Below are 18,873 nucleotides of genomic sequence, written 5' to 3'. Positions count from 1 at the left end.
AACCTCGCGAATCGGGGAAACGAGCACCGGTCCTCCGGGAAGCGATCTTCGAAGCGCCCCGAGGTCACAGAACCCCGCGACGCACTGACCGCCGATCCGCGCTCGACCCGAGGGACTCGAACATGACCAAGCGCCTTCCGTGTCCGCGTCGGGAGGATCGCCCTGTGCGATGACGTCGGTCAGCCGGAGAGGAAGGGCCAACCACCGCTGCGTACGCGTACGTCCGTGGCCACCTCGCCGGCCGGCCGGCCGTCGGTCTCGACGCGCAGCTGACCTGCCCCGGCACGGTCGAGCAGCTCGGCCTCGCGCGCCGCCCGTTCGGCGATGCGGTGCAGGGAGTCGGAGCCCAGCCCTCGCAGCTCGTCACCCGGTATGGCCGGCCCGCCGCCCCGGCCACGCTGCGCGACCCGCCCGGCCAGCGTCGCCGGTCCGGCGTGCAGGCGGCACACGGTCAAGGCCGCTCCGGGCAGCGACTGGCCGTAGCCACGGACGACGTCGTCGGAGTCGGCCTCCCCGGAGACGACCAGGCACCGGGCGCCCATCGCGCGATATCCGCTCCAGACGGCCGCGAGGTTACGCGCCTTGAGGTCATGGCCGTCCATGTGGGGACGCAGCGCACCGATCTGCTGCACATCGGCATAGGCGGCTCGCACACCGGTTTCGTGGATCTGCCGGAAGATCTCGTACCCGACCGTCGACTTTCCCACCGCCGTGGCACCGCAGAGCCACAGCACGGGGAACGGCGCGGCGTCCCCTCGGAGAGCAGGCGGACGGCTCCGCAGGGCGACGGAACTCTCGGGCGTCGCGGCGGGAAGGACACCTGGCCATCCCCCCGACCGCTCACGGACCAGCCGGGCGGCCTCGGACACCGTGACCCCGCCGGTGTCCACGCACACGTCGGCGTAGTCGCTGCGTTCCAGGGCCGCGGCCTCGGCGAGCGCGTCCTCCACCAGGTCCGGGCGCCACCCCCGCCCGAGGAACCGTTCCTTGAGCTCGGCGCTGTCGACGCGCAGCCGGCACAGCGTGAACGCGGCCTCGGGAAGAAGGTCGGTGTACGTGCGAACCTCTTCGGCGGTGTGGACGAAGCCGGCAAGGACGAGACATCGCACGCCTTCCGCCAGGAAGTTCGGCAACATCGCGGCCAGGTTCTTCGCACGAACGTGATGCGTCGTGCCCTCCGGCATGGGATAGCACAGGCTGATCTGGTCGGCGTCGACGAACGCGGTCTTGACGCCGCTCCGGCTCAGCTGCGCGAAGAGCTCCCAGCCGGCCGAGGACTTCCCCACGCCTGTCGGCCCCGAGAGCCAGAGCAAGGGCACGCGTACGTCGCTCATCTGCGTGACACTAACGGGCTTCCGATGGAGCGAGCGAACGGATTTCGGCGGGCGCGTCCCCAGCGGCGGCGCCACGCCGACGCCCGGGGAAATCGAGTGGCTCCGGCCGGGCCGTGTTTCCTACCATGCCCGTCATGCCCTCGTACGCTCATCCGCTGGCCTGGCTGCTGGCGCTCGAAGGCGTGGCGCTGCTGCGCGCCCAGGCCGGGGACCTCGGCGACGAGGAGTTCGTGAAGGCGCGGATCGCCGAGATCCGCAGGCTGGCCGCCGACCGGGACCTGGCGTCGAGCGCGGGCACCGTCGTCGGCCACGCCACCACGGTCGAGGGATACGCCCAGTGGGCCGATCGGTACGACTCCGAGGAGAACCCGCTGATCGCGGTGGAGGAACCGCAGGTCCGGCGCATCTTCACCACGCTGCCGGCGGGCCGGGCCCTCGACGTCGCCTGTGGCACGGGAAGGCACGCCGCGTTCCTGGCCGGGCTCGGGCACGAGGTCGTCGGCACGGACTCGTCGGCGGAGATGCTGGCCCTGGCCCGGGCCAAGGTCCCGGACGGCACGTTCCACCAGGCGGACCTGCACGACCTGCCGGTCGGCTCCGCGAGCTTCGACCTGGTGGTCTGTGCGCTGGCGCTGACCCACCAGCCGGCCCTCGGGCCGGCGCTGGCGGAGTTCGCCCGGGTGGCCAAGCCCGGCGGCCACGTCGTGCTGTCGGACATCCACGTGCTCTCGCTCTACCTGGGCGGCGTGGCCAAGGTGGGCGGGCCGGACGGCGGGCTGCGGGCGATGCCGGCCGGCCGGTTCCTGGCCGGCGACTACATCGCCGCCATCCATGAGGCGGGGCTGGAGATCGTGGCCTGCCACGAACCCCGGTGGGGCGAGCTGCGCGGCGGGCACGGCGGCCCGCTCGCCCAGCAGCGGTGCCCGGAGGCGGCCGCGGCCGCCTACCACGACACCCCCGCCCTGATCATCTGGCAGCTCCGCCGCCCTCGCTGAGGGTTCGCGACCTCCTGGCGCGCGTGACGATCCCGGTCGGCCTATTATGTATACGCATCCGTATGCGTTTACGAAAAGAGGCGGCCCGATGATGAAGATCCTCGGCAAGGTCGGGTTACTCGTCCTTGCCCTCACGGCCGGCGCGGCCTGGCTGGTCATCCTGCGGTTGAAGAACGTGCCGGCGCCGCTGCTGCTGGTCTACGGGCTGCTGCTGGCGGTGTCCGTGATCGGGCTGCTGTGGCCCCGCGTGCTCGGCCGGCGGTCCACGCGGCGCCGGGTGCTGGCGTTCCTCGGGGTTCCGGCCGGTCTGGGCACGCTGGGGCTCTACCTCGCGGTCGTGTACTACGTCACCGATCTGCCGGTGTTGCTGGCCCTCGCCGCCGCGGGCTGCCTGGGATGGGCGGCGGCCGCCCTGCTCCGTGTACGCAGGAGGGCTAGTGGCCCGCACGTCCGGCAGGCCAGACGCGCCTTCCTCCTGGGCGGTGCCGGGCTGGTGCTGGGCGTGCTGAGCGGGCTGTCGGTCAGCCGGGTGGAAGGGCGGCGCCGCGAGATGCTGGCCCAGCGCGAGCAACAGCGGCAGGCGGCCGTACGCGCTCCGGGCGCCCGGCCGCGGGTCCACGACGGTGCCCTGCGGGTGTTCCCGATCCACACCGGCGACACCGTCGTCACCTACGGCCAGTTCTACGGCGGCCTGGACGGCTGGGAGGGTCTGAACGGCTACGTGCGCACCCTGGTGGACAAGGCGCAGATCACGGTGCCGGTCTACGCCTACCTCATCGACCACCCCCGGCACGGGCTCCTGCTGGTCGACACCGGCGTCAACAGGGAGCAGGCCCACGATCACGACGGGTACTACGACATGACCTCGCGCCTGCTGAGCGAGCGCGACGAGTATCAGATGACCCCCGAGCAGGACCTGCGGGTCCACCTGGCCCGGCTCGGCTACGACGCCGACGAGGTCACCACCGTGTTCCTCACCCACGTCCACGACGACCACGCGGGAGGGCTGCGCCACCTGCCCCGGGCGACGGTGGTATTGGACCGCCGCGACTGGGACCACGGCGTGTTCTATCCGCACTCCTTCGACCTGGTCAAGGAGAACCTCTCCTTCCCAGCCTTCGACTCCGGCGCCTTCGGCGCCTTCCCGGCCAGCCAGGACCACTTCGGCGACGGCAGCATCATCCTGCTGCCCACCCCTGGCCACTCGCCCGGCCACATGTGCGTGCTGCTGCGCATGGACGAAGGCGGCCTCCTGTTCATGGGCGACACCCTCTACACGCTGCCCCACCTGGCCGTCGACCAGGTCCGCCAGATGACCATCGGCGGGGCCGACACGGTCCACCAGATCGAGGCGGCCCGGCGCATCCAGAGCCTGCTGGCCTCCGACACCGGCGTCGTGCCGCTGTTCGCCCACGACAACACCCGCTACCAGTCCGATAGGGTCTTGTCCGCGTTCGCCCAGGGAACGCCGGGCAAGGAGGGGCTGCGGGAGTTGCGCGCGCACATGGAGGCCGTCCTCACCCCCGGCTGGCGGCTGCGGCCCGGGCACGCTCCCCGCTTCGTTCCTGCGGCGTCCGGCGCGCGATGGGGGCGGGTGGAGTTCGGATGACCTCCACGCGGCGCACCCGGGGCAGGCCTCGCGACCCCGAGGCGGACGAGGCGATCATGAAGGCGGCGCTGGAGCTGTTCGTGGAGCGCGGCCTGGAAGGCGCGAACTTCGAGCAGATCGCCAAGCGCGCCGGCGTGGCCAAGGTGACCGTCTACCGGCGCTGGTCGTCGAAGGAGGAGCTGCTCACCCAGGCGATCGAGCGGGCCCGCACGCTCGTCCCCGAGGCCGATGTCTGGGCCGACACCGACGCGGCGGCGCAGCCGGCCGGCGAACAGCTCATGGACTCCTGGGTGCGCACCTTCGGCGACGCCCGCTTCCGGGCGATCCTCGCCCAGCTCATCGGTTCCAGCGTCACCCGGCCGTCACTCCTGGCCACCTACCGCGAGCAGTACATCGAGCCCCGCCGCCGGGCGATCCACGCCGCCGTCGAGCGTGCCCGCCGCGACGGGCGGCCGGACGGCGACGCCGACCCGGAGATCGACGCGGAGATCGACACGGTGATCGACATGGTCGTGGGCGCGGCCATGTACCGCATGCTCATCGACCCGGACGCACCGGCCGACCCCGCCGCCGCACGGCGGTACCTGGAAGAGGTGCTCCACCAGGCCGACCGGCTGCTGAGGCGCCCCGACCGGCCTGAGGAGACCGCGTGACCGGCGCGGCGGTCACGCGCCGACGTAGGCCGCGAGGTGTTCGCCCGTGAGGGTGGAACGGGCGGCGACGAGGTCGGCGGGGGTGCCCTCGAAGACGATCCGCCCGCCGTCGTGCCCGGCGCCGGGGCCGAGGTCGACGATCCAGTCGGCGTGCGCCATGACCGCCTGGTGGTGCTCGATGACGATGACCGACCTGCCGGCGTCGACGAGCCGGTCGAGCAGGCCGAGCAACTGCTCGACGTCGGCCAGGTGCAGGCCGGTGGTGGGCTCGTCGAGGACGTACACGCGATTGAGGTGAGAGGAACGCGAGCTTGCTCGCGTTCCCGAGCCGATTGAGCGTGTCGAAGCCGGCGCAGCCGGCGAATAGACGCCGCCCTTGTCGGCCATGTGGGTGGCCAGCTTCAGCCGCTGGCGCTCGCCGCCGGACAGCGTGGTCAGCGGCTGGCCGAGGCTGAGGTAGCCGAGCCCGACGTCGGCGAGCCGGCCGAGGATGGCGTGCGCGGCGGGCGTGCGGGCCTCACCGGCGCCGAAGAACTCCTCGGCCTCGGTCACCGGCATCGCCAGCACCTCGCTGATGTCGCGCCCGCCGAGGCGGTATTCCAGCACCGACGCGTCGAAGCGCCTGCCCTCGCACTCCTCGCACGTGGTGGTGACGCCGGACATCATCCCGAGATCGGTGTAGATGACGCCGGCGCCGTTGCAGGTGGGGCAGGCGCCCTCGGAGTTGGCGCTGAACAACGCCGGCTTGACGCCGTTGGCCTTGGCGAACGCCTTGCGGATCGGGTCGAGCAGCCCGGTGTACGTCGCCGGGTTGCTGCGCCGCGAGCCGCGGATGGGGGACTGGTCGACCGACACGACCCCCGCGGAGGCGGGGATGGAGCCGTGGATCAGCGAGCTCTTGCCGGAGCCGGCGACGCCGGTGACCACGCAGAGGACGCCGAGCGGGATGTCGACGTCGACGTCCTGCAGGTTGTGGCGGTCCGCGCCGCGGATCTCCAGCGTGCCCTTCGGGGTGCGTACCGACGTCTTGAGCTGGGCGCGGTCGTCCAGGTGGCGACCGGTGACGGTGCCACTGGCCCGCAAACCGTCGACGGTGCCCTCGTAGCAGATGGTGCCGCCCGCGGTGCCGGCGCCGGGGCCGAGGTCGACGACGTGCTCGGCGATCGCGATCGTCTCCGGCTTGTGCTCGACGACGAGCACGGTGTTGCCCTTGTCGCGCAGCCGCAGCAGCAGGTTGTTCATCCGCTGGATGTCGTGAGGGTGCAGGCCGATCGTGGGCTCGTCGAAGACGTAGGTGACGTCGGTGAGCGCGGAGCCGAGGTGGCGGATCATCTTGGTGCGCTGCGCCTCGCCGCCCGACAGCGTGCCCGCCGGCCGCTCGAGCGAGAGGTAGCCCAGCCCGATCTCCACGAAGGAGTCGAGGGTGTGCAGCAGCTTGGCGAGCAGCGGCGCGACCGACGGCTGGTCGAGGCCGCGGATCCATTCGGCCAGGTCGCTGATCTGCATCGCGCAGGCTTCCGCGATGTTGACGCCCTTGATCCGCGACGAGCGGGCGGCCTCGCTGAGCCGGGTGCCGTCGCACTCGGGGCAGGTGGTGAAGGTGACCGCACGGTCCACGAACGCCCGGATGTGCGGTTGCATGGCCTCCCTGTCCTTGGACAGGAACGACTTCTGGATCTTCGGGATCAGGCCTTCGTACGTCAGGTTGACGCCGTCGACCTTGACCTTGACCGGCTCCTTGTACAGGAAGTCCTGCAGTTCCTTCTTGGTGTAGTCGCGGATCGGCTTGTCGGGGTCGACGAAGCCGGACTCGGCGTAGACGCGTACCGTCCAGAAGCTGTCGGACTTCCATCCCGGGATGGTGAACGCGCCCTCGGTGAGCGACTTGGAGTCGTCGTAGAGCTGGGTGAGATCGAGATCGGTGACCGTGCCGCGGCCTTCGCAGCGCCCGCACATGCCGCCGATCCGCGTGTACGTCGCCTTCTGGGCCTTGCGGTTGTCGCCGCGTTCGACCGTGATCGCGCCGCTCGCCCTGACCGTGGGGACGTTGAAGGAGAAGGCCTGGGGGGAGCCGATGTGCGGCTCGCCGATCCGGCTGTAGAGGATGCGCAACATCGCGTGGGCGTCGGTGGCGGTGCCGACGGTGGAGCGGGGGTCGGCGCCCATCCGCTGCTGATCGACGATGATCGCGGTGGTCAGTCCGTCGAGGACGTCGACCTCCGGCCTGGCCAGCGACGGCATGAAGCCCTGCACGAAGGTGCTGTACGTCTCGTTGATCAGCCGCTGCGACTCCGCGGCGATCGTGCTGAACACCAGCGAGCTCTTGCCCGAGCCGGAGACGCCGGTGAACACCGTCAGCCGGCGCTTCGGGATCTCGACGCTGACGTCCTTCAGGTTGTTGACGCGTGCGCCGTGCACGCGGATCACGTCGTGGCTGTCGGCGGAGTGCGGCGCAGGCGACTGCGGGTCGTTCCTCGTGGTCATGCTCATCGTGTCTCCGTCTCTCTGGCGGGCCGCCTCTCGCGGCCTTGGGCTTGCGTCGCCTGGCTCGATCAGGCTTGAGCGTACGCGTGGTCGTCCTGCGCTCCTGCCACGACGGTCACGTTAGGCGACGGCCGGAGGCCGGCGCTTCTCCAATCCTGATCGGTCCGCGCTCGGACCTCGCGTCGTCCGACGCGACGTCCGGGAATGCATCCTGCCGGGTGCGGGGCCTGTCCCCTCGACGGCTGCTGGTTCGTCTCCTCACCATGAGCGACAACCTTTCCGCCCTCCCGCGGGAGCGGCGCAGCAGGCACGCACCCACGACACCCGGTGAGACCCGTCGATGAACGTGTTCCTGTGGATCGTTCAGGCCTTCGCGGCCGCCGTCTTCACCCTGTCCGGCGCGGCGAAGCTGATCCAGCCGAAGGACAAGCTGGTCCCCAAGTATGCGTGGATCGAGGATTTCTCCCCCGCGTCGGTGCGGTCGATCGGCGTGCTGGAGTTGCTCGGCGCGATCGGGCTGGTCGTGCCGGCAGCCACCGGAATCGCACCCGTCCTGACGCCGGTCGCCGGGACCGGCCTGGCGATCATGATGGCGGGAGCGCTGGCCCTGCACATCCGCCGCGGGGAGCTGTCCGGGCTGCCGGTGCCCGGGGTCCTGTTCGTGCTCGCCGCGCTCGTCGCCTGGGGACGGTTCGGCCCTTACAGCTGGTGACCTGCGCCACATGGCACATCTCGCTGCGATCGGCGGCGAACACCAGAAATCAACCCAAGGAGGGAACGTATGTCAGCCACCGAAGTGACACGTAACAAGGCAACGCTCCGACGTTTTCATGACGCCGTCAGCACCGACGATGCGGAGATCATCGCCAGGACGATCGACGAGATGGTCGATCCGGACGTGCAGATCCGCACCCCGCTGCCGCTGGAGACGAAGGGGACGCAAGCGATGAAGGAGGTGCTCGCCGTGCTTCATCGGGCCTTCCCCGACCTGCACGTCGAGGTCGAGGACGTGATCGCCGAGGGGGACCGGGTCGTCACCAGGAACACGGTGACCGGGACGCACCGGGGTGAGTACATGGGGGTGGCTCCGACCGGCAAGTCCGTCACGTACAACGAGATCATCATCGCCCGCTTCGCCGACGGCCGGATCGCCGAGACCTGGGCGGTCGTCGACATCCTCTCGGTGATGCGCCAGCTCGGCGCCATCCCGTCCTAGCGACAGCGCACTCCGGCGTCCGGCTCGGTGACCTTGGCGATGGCAAGATCTTGTGGAAGTGAGAGCGTGGCCACATCCACCGCCTCGGCCATGGCGCGGGCGCCGGCATCGTTGAGGTGCATGCCGTCTCCGCTGTCGAACTCTGGCCGGATGAAGTCGGGATTCTCCGGGTCCTGTGCGGCGTGCGCGACGTCGAAGACCGCATCGAACACGCCGCTGGTCCGGATCCACCCGTTCACCCGGCGGCGCGCGTCCAGCCCCGCCGGCGTGGTGATCCCCGGATAGATCGCTCCGGCGAACGGGCCGATGGTGGCGGCCAGGCTCGTCAGACCTCGGTCGCGGATGCGCCGAGCCAGAACGGAGAATCCGGCGATCAGGTCCTCCGCCGTGGCCGGGGGGAGTCCGGCCATGCCTGGCAGGCCCAGGTCGTTGATGCCGAAGTGCACCAGTACATGCGTTGCTCCCGGCACCGACAGGGCATCGCGTTCCAGACGCGACAAGCCGTGCTCGCCCACCTCGTCGGTCAACAGCCGGTTGCCCGCGATGCCCTGGTTGACCACCCAGCCGTGCTCCAGCCGGGCGTTCAACACGTCCACCGAACGCCGGTTGGCGCCCATCGTGGTGCCCACGCCCTCGAACCAGGAGTCACCGAACGCCACCGCGATCACCGCCGTGCGCTCCGGAGCCGGCACGTCCAGGCCGGAGACATAGAAGCGGGCGGGCACCTGCTCGGCGCCGCTCAGGACGTGAGCGCCGGCCTGATCACCCGACGCGACGTAAGCCGTCTCCATGGGCTGGTGCGAGAAGGTGGCGAGCTCTGTCTCGCCCCGCAGGTAGAGGTCCAGCACGAAGGCGACGCCTGCCTCGATGGTCAGGTTCACCGGGTCGCTGACCACCTCGCCGCCCGGCGGGATCGTCACCTCTCCCGCGCCGCCGAACAGCACCTCCTGCTCTGTTCCCGGCACGATCTCGTCACCGGTCACACATCGTGCTCCATGTACCGTGCCGATCGTCAGCGGTGCTCTGCCGTAGCGGTTGGTCAGCCAGATACGTACCCGCTCGCCGCTACCGGCCGGCAGCAACGTCTGCCGTACCGTCTGATCGCGGAAACCGCGTGGCGGTGTCAGCTGGATCTGCTCGTAAGGGCTGATCACTGCGGATCGGAAGGCCGCCACCCATTCCAGAGCCTCATCACGACCGCTGTGAGCCATCATCAGTGCTCTCCTCCATTCTCATGGGACATGTTCGCTCGTTCCTCGCGAAGGCCGAGCGCGATCAGCATGGACGCCGTCATTCCTCGGCCACGCCGGACGGGCGCCCGAACAGGCGTTCTGGCGGGATCGTGGGTGAGGCCATCAACTTCTCCAAGGTTGCGAACGGCCCGTTGCGCCGCCCGCCGACAGCCTGGAGCACCCCACGGCTGCGACCCAGGCCCAGACCTTGTCTACGCAAAGACTGATCAGCCTGGCTCGGTAAAATTCGGCAGGACATGCGCAGAGACAGAGATCTCGCGGCGTTCCTGCAGTCGCGCCGGAGCCAGCTGCGACCGGCGGACGTGGGCCTACCCGATCGCGGCGGGCGGCGACGCGTGCCAGGATTGCGGCGCGAGGAACTGGCCGCGCTCGCCGGGGTGAGCGTCGCCCACTACACCCGGCTGGAGCAGGGCATCACCCAGAACGTTTCGGCCGCTGTGCTCGACGCGATCGCCCGCGCGCTTCGCCTGACCGAGGACGAACGCCTGTACCTGCACCGCCGCGTCCATCCCGGCCCCAGTCCCGAACCCGCCTCGACGCACCAGGCGCCGGCGCTCCGCCAGGGACTGCATCAGCTCCTGGCCTCCCTGGACGGCGTTCCGGCGCTCATCCTTGACAGCTCCACCACCGTCATCGCCTGGAACCGGCTCGGCGCCGCCGTCTTCACCGACTTCGCGGCCATTCCCCGAAACCGGCGCACCATGAGTCACCTGCTCTTCCTTGACCCGGTTTTCCGGCGCCTGCACGGCGACCATCTGGACAAGGTCGCACGGGACGCGGTCGCGCACCTGCGCACGCTCATCGCCCGCAACCCCCACGACGCCGCGTTGGCCGCGCATATCAGGCAGATGCGCGAGGTCAGCACCACGTTCGACACGCTCTGGAACGCCCAGCACGTCGCCGGAGTCACCCACCGCGTCTACCACTTGGAGCATCCGGAGGTGGGAGGCATCGAACTGCACGGCGAATTGCTTCCGCTGCCGGACGAGCGGCCTCTGAGCCTGGACGTCTTCACCGTCGCCATCGGCTCACCGTCCCAAGCCGCCCTGCGCCGCCTGGCCGCCATCACCACCCGCCAGGCATCAGGACTGGACGCCTCCGGCAGCCCGCCGTCGTAGCCGAGGAGCCGCATGTCCGGATCGCCGAGCTGTACGCGTCCGGCGCGGGGCTCGCTCGCCCGTTGACACGCTCCCCATCACCGCGGCCCAGCGTTAATGTCCGAATATGGCCTCAACGTATCGACCATCTGGCGCGTTAGCGTTCGTGGCGGCGGCCGCACTTGTCGGAGCCGCAGCCCCGGCGTCGGCCGCGCAGGCGCACGAAGGGTCCGCGGGCGCGGCCGGCCGGGTCCTTCGGGTCTACACCAACAACATCGAGAACCTGATCAGAAACAACGCCGACGGCTCGTGCACCCGGATCTCGGGCCCCGACCACCTCACATCGATGCTGGTCGACGACAGCGGCAGGACGGGCACCTCCGGCGTGCAGGCGCCGGACCTCCTGATCGTGCAACAGGTACGCGGCACGGGACAGGCCACGGCGTACGCCAACCAGCTCTCCGCCAAGTTCGGCTACCCGGCGGGCACGTACGGAGTGATCGTGGCCTGGGACGACCCGCAGCCGTGGGGCGGCTCGCACCACTGCAGCCAGCAGTCGCTGGGCGACCTGAAGAAGAAGCAGACCAACGCGATCATCTACAACACCAGAACGCTGAGCCTGGCGGCGGGCGACATCTCGAAATACTGGAGCGCGGGCTGGCTGAAGCCCGGCACCCCCTACGCCGGGGGAGCCGGGTGCACGCTGTACAAGCCTCCCAGCAACGACGACAGCGCGGCCAACACCCACAAGTGGAAGCGCACGAGCGCCATCGCGGCGCGTTTCTCGATCAAGGAGACGGGGAGGACGGTCTTCGCCGCGACCATGCACCTTCCTGAGCAGAACGGAGCGAACGCCTGCGCGGGTGCGGGCACCACCGGCATCGCGAGCTCGGGCATCCATGTCGGCGCGTACGCCACGCGCCTGATGAACGCGTCGACGATCCGGGTGATCGGCATCGACGCGAATCGCACGAACATCGCTTCTTCGACGCTGAGCGGCTTCGGCATGACCGGCTACGGAGCGCGGCCGACCATGGGTTCCCGCAAGATCGACTACCTGTTCGTCAAGGGCGCCGTGCAGCCGTCGAGCATCGATCACACGGTGGGCGGCACGAAGTCCAACCACCTGGCGCTGTACGGATTCGTCGCCTACTGAGCCCACGCTGATGACGCGGCCGCTCCGGCAGTCGCGCATGTGGACGCGTCATCGGCGATGAGGGTGAGCCGTCAGATGAGGGGGGAGTACAGTGCGGGCATGGGCAACGGCGGGCTGCGCGAACGCAAGAAGGCCAGGACCAGGGAGACGATCCTGCGAGAAGCGTTCAGGCTCTTCCGCGAGCGCGGCTACAACGCCACCACCATCGATCAGATAGCCGAGGCAGCCGAAGTCTCGCCCGCCACCTTCTTCCGTTATTTCCCGACAAAGGAGGAAGTGGTCACGCTCGATCGCTTCCCGCCGCTCATCGAGGCTCTTCATGAGCAGCCGCCGGGTCCGCCGGTCACCGTGCTGCGCGGGGCGTTCCGTACGGCGTTCGGCTCGATGACGGCTGAGGAGATCGCCGCGGGGCACGCGCGGGAGGTGTTCGCGGCGACGGTGCCCGAGCTGGTGGCCGCCAACCTGCGCAAGAGCCCCGGCCTGCTGCGGGAGACGTCCGAGATCCTGGCGGGCAAGGCGGGATGCGACGCCGGCGACGCCCGGTTGCGCGACGCCATGGGCGCGGTGTTCGGGGTCGTGACCCTGATCTGGCTGCAGTGGGCGCACGATCCCGGCATGGACGGGCCCGCCGAGATCGACCGATCGCTCGCCCACCTGGAGTCGGGCCTGACGCCGTAAGCCGGGTGTCCAGATGGTGGAGCCATCCGGATGTTGTATCTTACGCCGCATGAACCGAGCGGAGGGCTCCCGATGGCCAGGCTGACCCGGGCGCAGCAGCAGGAGCGCACACGGGCCGCCGTACTGGCCGCGGCGAGGGAGGAGTTCGCCGAGCACGGATACTCCGACGCCAAGGTCGACCGGATCGCGGCGCGGGCCGAGCTGACCCGTGGCGCGGTCTACTCGAACTTCCCGAGCAAGCGCGCCCTCTACCTGGCGGTCCTGGTCGACTCGGTCGAACACGTGGGCGAGGCCACGTCGTCCCCCGCACTCGGCGAGGCGGCGGCCGCCTTCGCCCGGGTCTGGCTCGAACGGCTGCCGTGGTCCGGCGAGACGCCCGCCGGGGGGAGCCTGCAGTCGCGCTCGCTGGACGGCGTGTTCGACGACGAACCAGGCCGTACCGCGATGGCTCAGGTCACCAAGCTGGAAGCCCTCCTGCTCGCTCTCTGCCTGGAGTCGCGTGCGCCGCGGCTCACGAGGCGGGTGCGCCTGGCCGAGCTCGTCCTCACCCTGCTGAACGGCGCCGGCCACCTCGCGGGCACGGCTCCCGGGTTCGGCGACCCCTTCGACGTGGCGCGCGCCTGCGGGCACCTGGCCGACCTCGACCTCGCCGACACGTGGGACCCGCCGCACCTGCCCTTCGTCGCCCCCGCCCAGCGCGTCCGGGACCCCTGGAATCCACCTGCGGAGCTGCCCGATCTGCTCACCGGCCGCCCGGCGGGCTTCGGCGGCGACGGCGTGATCGTGTTCCTCGGGACCGGCCGGCTCGACGCCGCCGAGGAGGCCGTGCGCGCCGCCCGTCCCGGCGACCGGATCACCGTGACCGTGACGACGGGCGATCCCGCCGAGCTGGGGCGGCTCGTCCGGCTCAGGATCGGTGACCTGGCCGGGTGCCTGCGCCGCGTATTCGCGCCGGACGACCGGCCCGGCCTTCGCGTCGTCCTCGACGACCGCGCCGCCGTCGCGACGGCCGCCGCGACCCCCGGGGCGGGCGACACCACCGAGTGCGCGGTACGCGTCGAGGCCGGCACGATCGTCGCCCGGGCCTGCGGGCGCGGCGCCGCGTACGCCGTGGCGTCCGTGACATGGTCGGGCCAGGCGGGATGACCGGCTCGGCGACCGGCGTCCCGCCGTGCTGAAATGAGAAAAATGCCGATGGTGTCCCTAGCGCTGATGCTCGTTCGTCGTTCGGGTAAGAGCTTCTCGCCCTGGAGGTTGTGATGCGGTACGCCCTAATGATCTACGGTGAGCCCGGCTCCATCGAGGCGCTGTCGGATGAGGAACGGGAGGCGGCATACGCGGACTATTTCGCGTTCGCCGAAGACGAGCGCTGTGTCAGCGGCGCGCAGTTGCAGCCCGCGGAGACGGCGACCTGCGTCCGCGTGGCCGGTGGCCGGACGCTGATGACCGACGGCCCGTTCGCCGACACCAAGGAGGTGCTCGGCGGCTTCTGCCTGGTCGAGGCCGCCGACCTGGACGAGGCGATCGAGCTGGCGGCGCGCCTCCCGACGGCCAGGTTCGGCGGCACGGTGGAGGTCAGACCGGTGATGCGGTTCTGACCGTGCTGGAGGAGGTGTTCAGGGAGCAGTGGGGCCGGGTGCTGGCCTCGCTGGTCGGGTTCCTGGGTGACTTCGACCGGGCGGAGGAGGCCGCGCAGGAGGCGTTCGCGATCGCGGCGCAACGCTGGCTCGCGTCGGGCGAGCCGGACAATCCGGGTGCGTGGCTGCTGACGACGGCCCGCAACCGGGCGATCGACCGGATCCGCCGCGAGCGCACCCTCGCCGGCAAGCTCCACCTGCTGCCGGCGCCGGAGGCCACCGTGGACGAGATGGACGACACCCTCATCAAGGACGAACGGCTCGAGCTGATCTTCACCTGCTGCCACCCCGCGCTGCCGCTGGAAGGGCAGGTGGCGCTCACGTTGCGGACGCTCGGAGGGCTGCGGACCGCCGAGATCGCCCAGGCCTTCCTGGTCCCGGAGGAGACCATGAAGCGCCGCCTGACCCGCGCCAAGAACAAGATCAGGGCGGCCGGGATCCCCTTCGCGGTGCCCGCCGAACATCTGCTGCCCGAGCGCGTCGACGCGGTGCTCGCCGTCATCTACCTGATCTACAACGAGGGCTACCGCGGCCGGGCCGACCTCGGTGCCGAAGCCATCCGTCTGGGGCACGTGCTCGCCGCGCTCATGCCGCGGGAGCCGGAAGTCCACGGGCTGCTCGCGCTGATGACGATCCACCACGCCCGGCGGCGGGCCCGGTTCTCCGGCGAGGACCTGGTCCTGCTCGACGATCAGGACCGCTCGCTGTGGGACCTGCGCCAGATCGCGGCGGGACGGGCGGTCCTCGACCGGGCGCTCGCACTCGGCGGGCGCGGCGCCTACGTCGTCCAGGCCGTGATCGCCTCGCTGCAGGCGAGCCGGCGCATCGACTGGCCGCAGGTCGCCGCGATGTACCGGCGGCTGGCCGACCTGACCGGCTCGCCGGTGGTCGAGCTCAACCACGCCGTGGCCATCGCCCAGGCCGGCGACCCCGCCGCGGCCCTGAACGCCGTCGACCGCCTTGACCTGGACGGCTACCTCTACTTCCACTCGACCCGCGGCGAGCTCCTGCGGCGGCTCGGCCGCGACACCGAGGCCCGGACCGCCTACCGCCGCGCCCTCGACCTCGCCACCTCCACCCCGGAGCAGCGCTTCCTCACCCGAAGGCTCCAGCAGATCTGACATGAGCGGCGACGATCAGGGGGTCCCCGCCGGCGCTTCAGTGGTTGGGCTGCATACGAACAATGTCGCGTTTGGCGGCCCGCAGGTTCTGGGGACTTCCTCAACCTTCTCGCTGCGCCTGTTCCTCGGTGGGGATGTCCAGGGCTGTGCCGTACAGGCGCGAGACGTGCAGTCTGATCACCACGCGGCGCTCGTCGACCAGCTGCCGGAGGAAGGCGGCCTCGTCCGCCGGGTCCTCGAAGCCTGGCGTGAGCGACAGCAGCTCCTCGCCGACCGCGTCTCCCGGCTCGGTGGTCACCTCGGACACCTCCGCGTCGCCCTCGGCGACGGCGAACGACCAGATGTTCGGCCCGTTCACGTGCAGGGACAGGTTGGGATTGGTGCGGACGTGGCGGGCCTTGAGCCGGCCGTCCGTGGTGGAAACCCGGATGATCCGCTCGGCGGGGTTCCAGTTGTACAGGACGGTGGAAAGGTGGGGGTGGCCGCTGCGCTTGACGGTGGCAAGGACGCCGAACTGCTGGGCGGCGAGCAGGCTGCTGAGTTCCGCGTCGGTGAGGGTGCGGGGCTCGGCGGGGCCGGAGTTCGTATCGTTGTCGCTCATGTGAATCGAATCCTGTCCGTGCTGGTGGGGACGGTTGGTCAGGCTACGGGGGTGGGCTGGGCCGCCTGCTGGGGAGTGGCGGTGTCGTGCTTGGGCTGGCGCAGGACGAGGAGGGCGACGGTGAAGGCGGCCACGAGCAGGGCCGCGGCGATGGCGAAGGCCACGCGGTAGCCGCCGGTCAGCGCGGCCGCCTGGCCCTGGCCGGCGTCCAGCAACTGCTCGGTGCGGGTGGCGGCCAGCGTGGACAGTACGGCGACGCCCAGAGCCATGCCGATCTGCTGGGTGGTGTTGAACAGTCCCGAGGCCAGGCCCGCGTCGTCGGCCTTGGCGCCGGACATGCCGAGCGCGGTGAGCGCGGGCAGCACCAGGCCGCCGCCGGCGATGAGCAGCATCACCGGGAGCAGGTCGGTGACGTAGTCGGCCCGCACGGGGACGCGGGCCAGCCAGCCCATCGCGCCGAGCAGCAACGCCAGTCCGGCCAGCAGGACCGCGCGCTCGCCGAAGCGGGTGTTGAGCCGGGCCGAGACGAACAGGGAGACCCCGCCGATGGCCAGCGCCGCCGGGAGCATCGCCAGCCCGGTCTCGAGCGCGCCGTAGCCGAGGACCTTCTGCATGTAGAGGGCGACGAGGATCTGGAAGGCGAACATGGCCGACAGTGTGAGGATCTGGACCAGGTTGGCGCCGGACACGTTGCGCGAGCGGAAGATCCGCAGCGGCATCAGCGGCGCCTTGGCGCTCGCCTGACGCAGGACGAAGGCGGCCAGCAGGGCAAGCGAGACCGCGCCGAGGGCGAGGGTGTGGGTGGCGAGCCAGCCGTACTCCTCGACCTTGACCACGGTGTAGATGCCCAGCATCAGCCCGCTGGTGACCAGCGCGGCACCGAGGACGTCGGCGCCGCCCGCGAGCCCGGCGCCGCGGTCGCCGGGCAGCGCCCGGATCGCCAGGGCGACCGTGGCCAGCCCGATGGGCACGTTGATGAGGAAGATCCAGTGCCAGCTGAGCAGGTCGGTCAGGACCCCGCCCAGAACCTGGCCGATCGAGGCGCCGGCGGCGCCGGTGAAGCTGAAGACGCCGATCGCCTTGGCGCGCTCCCTGGCCTCGGTGAACAGGGTCACCAGGATGCCCAGCACGACGGCGGAGGCCATCGCGCTGCCGACGCCCTGCAGGAACCGGGCGGCGATGAGCGTGCCAGGTCCGGTGGCCGCCGCGGCCAGGACCGATGCCGCGGTGAAGACCGCGTTGCCGGCGAGGAACATCATCTTCCGGCCGATCAGGTCGCCCAGCCGGCCGGCCAGCAGCAGGAGACCGCCGAAGGCGATCAGGTAGGCGTTGACGGTCCACCTGAGGCCGGCGGGGGTGAAGCCGAGGTCTCGCTGGATGGCGGGCATCGCCACGGTCACGATGCTGCCATCGAGGATCGTCATCAGCATCGCGGCGGACAGCACGCCGAGTGCGAGCCAGGGCGATCGGGGTGTGGTGGGTGACATGACGTTTCTCCTGCTCCTTGAGGACAGGAGAGAACATAGCAGATAGTTTCGTTGCAGACTATCTGCTATGGATCGACTTACGCCTTCTGTCGAGCCCGCCGCACGGCCTGCGGAGCCTCCGCGGGGGTGGCCAGGTGTCCGGTGACCAGGCGGTTCATCGCCCTCAAGAGGACTTCGCGCTCATCGTCCGGCAGTGCGCCCAGGACGGCCTTATGCACGCCGTCGACGATCTCCTGACTTCTCCTGGCCACCTCCTCGCCCTTCTCGGTGACCGCGATGATCCGCGCTCGCCGGTCGGCACTGGACGGGCGGCGCTCGGCCAGGCCCGCCTTCTCCAGGGCATCGACCGTGACCACCATGGTGGTCTTGTCCATGTCGCCGATCTCGGCGAGCTGGATCTGCGTGCGCTCTTCCTCCAGGGCGTGGACGAGCACGCAGTGCATGCGCGCGGTCAGTCCGATCTCGGCCAGGGCGGCGGCCATCTGGGTTCTCAGGACGTGGCCGGCATGGTCCAGCAGGTAGGACAGGTCCGGTTCTGTGCGGGCGGGCGCCATCGCGGTCATTCGTCCAGCCTAGCAACTAGGTCCATTCCGGATTATCCGCTTCCTTTCCACCTGGCGGCTCGGCGAGCGAACCGCGCCGCTCGGCCACGGCGCCCGCGCGGGCCCCATCACCCGGCGGTGTGGGCGAGGATGGCGGCGGCCAGCTCCTCGTGCACCTCGGGCGGCAGGGTGTGCCCCATGCCCGCAACGATCATCAGCCGCGCCCCAGGGATCTGCTCGGCGATGATCGCGCTGTGGCCCGGCTTGGCCGGCTCGTGGCTGCCCTCGATGACCAGCGTGGGGGCCTTCACCCGATGGAGCACGCCCACCGGCTCGAAGTCGGGCTTGGCCATGGCGGCCAGCCGGTGGTTGGCCACCGCCGACAGGTCGCGGGCCCGGTCGTAGATCCGCTCCTGCAGCCGCCGCGCCGCGTCCTCGTCGAACGGCAGCCCGGTGCCGTGCAGCAGGCGCTGCTCGGCGATCATGCCGTCGATCCGCGCGCGCCGGTCCGCCGGCGGCGGGGCGGCCATCGACGTACGGTAGAACGCCACGAACTCCGCCGTCGGCTCCGGCAGGCTGCCCTCGGGCTGCGGCTGTCCCATCAGGGCCCGCATGATCACCTGGCCCTCGCCGCCGCCGAGCGGGGAGGAGCCGATGACGGTCAGCGAGCGCACCCGCTCCGGCCGCTCCACGGCGACGAACTGGCCGAGCAGGCCGCCCGCCGAGTGGCAGACCAGGTGCGCGCTCTCCAGGCCGTGGGCGTCCATCACGCGGTAGACGTCGTTCTTGATGGCGTCCCACGTGTACGGCTCCGCCTCGAAGTCGACCGTGCCCGACATGCCGGTGTCGCGGTGGTCGTACCGGATCACCCGGCGGCCACCCGCGGTCAGCCGGCCGACGAACTCGTCCGGCCACAGGATGCCCTGCGACATCGAACCCATGATCAACAGGATCGGCGCGTCCGTCCCGGCGCCGAACTCTTCACTCCAGATGTTCACGTTCTGCATGCC

At 70.6% G+C, this 18,873-nt stretch carries 18 protein-coding genes; 11 read left to right on the top strand and 7 right to left on the bottom strand.

Annotated elements, in window-relative coordinates; translation table 11 throughout:
- Window positions 1–179: 179 nt before the first annotated feature.
- Entirely contained in the window at window positions 180–1,334 is a 1,155-nt protein-coding gene (locus tag ACTWPV_RS18990; RefSeq protein WP_443152780.1) for a hypothetical protein, read from the bottom strand.
- A gap of 134 nt (window positions 1,335–1,468) precedes the next feature.
- Between ACTWPV_RS18990 and ACTWPV_RS18985 the strand changes: the two genes are divergently transcribed.
- The 3 genes from ACTWPV_RS18985 to ACTWPV_RS18975 all read left to right on the top strand — a co-directional run bounded on the left by ACTWPV_RS18985 (window position 1,469) and on the right by ACTWPV_RS18975 (window position 4,591).
- A complete protein-coding gene (locus tag ACTWPV_RS18985) occupies window positions 1,469–2,329 on the top strand; it encodes a class I SAM-dependent methyltransferase (RefSeq protein ID WP_443152779.1) in 861 nt (286 codons plus the stop codon).
- Between the two features lie 88 nt (window positions 2,330–2,417).
- On the top strand, window positions 2,418–3,938 hold the full coding sequence (locus ACTWPV_RS18980; protein ID WP_443152778.1) for an N-acyl homoserine lactonase family protein: 1,521 nt from the start codon (window positions 2,418–2,420) through the stop codon (window positions 3,936–3,938).
- The gene (locus ACTWPV_RS18975; protein WP_443152777.1) at window positions 3,935–4,591 is read left to right on the top strand and encodes a TetR/AcrR family transcriptional regulator; all 657 of its coding nucleotides are present in this window, start codon (window positions 3,935–3,937) and stop codon (window positions 4,589–4,591) included. Before ACTWPV_RS18980 ends, ACTWPV_RS18975 begins: the two co-directional genes overlap by 4 nt.
- A 12-nt stretch (window positions 4,592–4,603) precedes the next feature.
- Here ACTWPV_RS18975 and ACTWPV_RS18970 read toward each other — a convergent pair whose 3' ends face one another.
- Window positions 4,604–7,081 (bottom strand): excinuclease ABC subunit UvrA, encoded by a 2,478-nt coding sequence (locus ACTWPV_RS18970; protein WP_443152776.1) that lies wholly within the window; start codon window positions 7,079–7,081, stop codon window positions 4,604–4,606.
- A gap of 334 nt (window positions 7,082–7,415) precedes the next feature.
- On the opposite strand from ACTWPV_RS18970, the gene ACTWPV_RS18965 reads away from it, so the two are divergent.
- On the top strand, window positions 7,416–7,787 hold the full coding sequence (locus tag ACTWPV_RS18965) for a DoxX family protein (RefSeq protein ID WP_347648210.1): 372 nt from the start codon (window positions 7,416–7,418) through the stop codon (window positions 7,785–7,787).
- 69 nt (window positions 7,788–7,856) lie between these two features.
- Entirely contained in the window at window positions 7,857–8,291 is a 435-nt protein-coding gene (locus tag ACTWPV_RS18960; protein ID WP_443152775.1) for an ester cyclase, read from the top strand.
- Here the strand turns inward: ACTWPV_RS18960 and ACTWPV_RS18955 are convergent.
- Window positions 8,288–9,505, bottom strand: a complete 1,218-nt coding sequence (locus ACTWPV_RS18955; protein ID WP_443152774.1) for a GDSL-type esterase/lipase family protein — start codon at window positions 9,503–9,505, stop codon at window positions 8,288–8,290. The genes ACTWPV_RS18960 and ACTWPV_RS18955 overlap by 4 nt on opposite strands.
- 275 nt (window positions 9,506–9,780) lie before the next feature.
- Here ACTWPV_RS18955 and ACTWPV_RS18950 point away from each other — a divergent pair, with 275 nt between their 5' ends.
- The 6 genes from ACTWPV_RS18950 (at window position 9,781) to ACTWPV_RS18925 (ending at window position 15,233) form a co-directional block, all read left to right on the top strand.
- The gene (locus ACTWPV_RS18950; RefSeq protein WP_443152773.1) at window positions 9,781–10,662 is read left to right on the top strand and encodes a helix-turn-helix domain-containing protein; all 882 of its coding nucleotides are present in this window, start codon (window positions 9,781–9,783) and stop codon (window positions 10,660–10,662) included.
- Between the two features lie 106 nt (window positions 10,663–10,768).
- Window positions 10,769–11,797, top strand: coding sequence for a hypothetical protein (locus ACTWPV_RS18945; RefSeq protein WP_443152772.1), 1,029 nt, complete (start codon window positions 10,769–10,771; stop codon window positions 11,795–11,797).
- 75 nt (window positions 11,798–11,872) lie between these two features.
- A complete protein-coding gene (locus ACTWPV_RS18940) occupies window positions 11,873–12,475 on the top strand; it encodes a TetR family transcriptional regulator (protein WP_443152771.1) in 603 nt (200 codons plus the stop codon).
- A gap of 72 nt (window positions 12,476–12,547) precedes the next feature.
- Window positions 12,548–13,621, top strand: coding sequence for a TetR/AcrR family transcriptional regulator (locus ACTWPV_RS18935; protein ID WP_443152770.1), 1,074 nt, complete (start codon window positions 12,548–12,550; stop codon window positions 13,619–13,621).
- 113 nt (window positions 13,622–13,734) lie between these two features.
- Complete coding sequence (locus ACTWPV_RS18930; RefSeq protein WP_347648203.1) at window positions 13,735–14,073, top strand: YciI family protein; 339 nt, start codon at window positions 13,735–13,737, stop codon at window positions 14,071–14,073.
- A 2-nt stretch (window positions 14,074–14,075) separates the two neighbouring features.
- Window positions 14,076–15,233 (top strand): RNA polymerase sigma factor, encoded by a 1,158-nt coding sequence (locus tag ACTWPV_RS18925; RefSeq protein ID WP_443152769.1) that lies wholly within the window; start codon window positions 14,076–14,078, stop codon window positions 15,231–15,233.
- 100 nt (window positions 15,234–15,333) lie between these two features.
- On the opposite strand, the gene ACTWPV_RS18920 is transcribed toward ACTWPV_RS18925, so the two are convergent.
- From ACTWPV_RS18920 to ACTWPV_RS18905, 4 genes are all read right to left on the bottom strand, one after another.
- Window positions 15,334–15,834: a TIGR03618 family F420-dependent PPOX class oxidoreductase gene (locus ACTWPV_RS18920; RefSeq protein WP_347648201.1), complete on the bottom strand. Its 501-nt coding sequence runs from the start codon at window positions 15,832–15,834 to the stop codon at window positions 15,334–15,336.
- 38 nt (window positions 15,835–15,872) lie between these two features.
- Window positions 15,873–17,321, bottom strand: a complete 1,449-nt coding sequence (locus ACTWPV_RS18915) for an MFS transporter (protein WP_443152768.1) — start codon at window positions 17,319–17,321, stop codon at window positions 15,873–15,875.
- 77 nt (window positions 17,322–17,398) lie between these two features.
- Window positions 17,399–17,884 carry a MarR family winged helix-turn-helix transcriptional regulator gene (locus ACTWPV_RS18910; protein ID WP_347648199.1) on the bottom strand — a complete coding sequence of 162 codons (486 nt, stop codon included), beginning with the start codon at window positions 17,882–17,884 and terminating at the stop codon, window positions 17,399–17,401.
- A 107-nt stretch (window positions 17,885–17,991) separates the two neighbouring features.
- On the bottom strand, window positions 17,992–18,870 hold the full coding sequence (locus ACTWPV_RS18905; protein WP_347648198.1) for an alpha/beta fold hydrolase: 879 nt from the start codon (window positions 18,868–18,870) through the stop codon (window positions 17,992–17,994).
- Window positions 18,871–18,873: the final 3 nt, after the last annotated feature.

The sequence above is a fragment of the Nonomuraea sp. KM88 genome (assembly GCF_052245635.1).
In the GTDB taxonomy this organism is placed as follows: Bacteria; Actinomycetota; Actinomycetes; order Streptosporangiales; family Streptosporangiaceae; genus Nonomuraea.
This window is presented reverse-complemented; position numbering and strand designations above follow the sequence as displayed.

Bases quoted from the DNA above. Each gene is read 5' to 3' on its own strand.
- ACTWPV_RS18970 (WP_443152776.1), bottom strand. From the start codon at position 7,081: ATGAGCATGACCACGAGGAACGACCCGCAGTCGCCTGCGCCGCACTCC.
- ACTWPV_RS18980 (WP_443152778.1), top strand. From the start codon at position 2,418: ATGATGAAGATCCTCGGCAAGGTCGGGTTACTCGTCCTTGCCCTCACG.
- ACTWPV_RS18905 (WP_347648198.1), bottom strand. From the start codon at position 18,870: ATGCAGAACGTGAACATCTGGAGTGAAGAGTTCGGCGCCGGGACGGAC.
- ACTWPV_RS18985 (WP_443152779.1), top strand. From the start codon at position 1,469: ATGCCCTCGTACGCTCATCCGCTGGCCTGGCTGCTGGCGCTCGAAGGC.
- ACTWPV_RS18910 (WP_347648199.1), bottom strand. From the start codon at position 17,884: ATGACCGCGATGGCGCCCGCCCGCACAGAACCGGACCTGTCCTACCTG.
- ACTWPV_RS18945 (WP_443152772.1), top strand. From the start codon at position 10,769: ATGGCCTCAACGTATCGACCATCTGGCGCGTTAGCGTTCGTGGCGGCG.
- ACTWPV_RS18990 (WP_443152780.1), bottom strand. From the start codon at position 1,334: ATGAGCGACGTACGCGTGCCCTTGCTCTGGCTCTCGGGGCCGACAGGC.
- ACTWPV_RS18955 (WP_443152774.1), bottom strand. From the start codon at position 9,505: ATGATGGCTCACAGCGGTCGTGATGAGGCTCTGGAATGGGTGGCGGCC.
- ACTWPV_RS18935 (WP_443152770.1), top strand. From the start codon at position 12,548: ATGGCCAGGCTGACCCGGGCGCAGCAGCAGGAGCGCACACGGGCCGCC.
- ACTWPV_RS18950 (WP_443152773.1), top strand. From the start codon at position 9,781: ATGCGCAGAGACAGAGATCTCGCGGCGTTCCTGCAGTCGCGCCGGAGC.
- ACTWPV_RS18965 (WP_347648210.1), top strand. From the start codon at position 7,416: ATGAACGTGTTCCTGTGGATCGTTCAGGCCTTCGCGGCCGCCGTCTTC.
- ACTWPV_RS18915 (WP_443152768.1), bottom strand. From the start codon at position 17,321: ATGTCACCCACCACACCCCGATCGCCCTGGCTCGCACTCGGCGTGCTG.
- ACTWPV_RS18975 (WP_443152777.1), top strand. From the start codon at position 3,935: ATGACCTCCACGCGGCGCACCCGGGGCAGGCCTCGCGACCCCGAGGCG.
- ACTWPV_RS18940 (WP_443152771.1), top strand. From the start codon at position 11,873: ATGAGGGGGGAGTACAGTGCGGGCATGGGCAACGGCGGGCTGCGCGAA.
- ACTWPV_RS18930 (WP_347648203.1), top strand. From the start codon at position 13,735: ATGCGGTACGCCCTAATGATCTACGGTGAGCCCGGCTCCATCGAGGCG.
- ACTWPV_RS18920 (WP_347648201.1), bottom strand. From the start codon at position 15,834: ATGAGCGACAACGATACGAACTCCGGCCCCGCCGAGCCCCGCACCCTC.
- ACTWPV_RS18960 (WP_443152775.1), top strand. From the start codon at position 7,857: ATGTCAGCCACCGAAGTGACACGTAACAAGGCAACGCTCCGACGTTTT.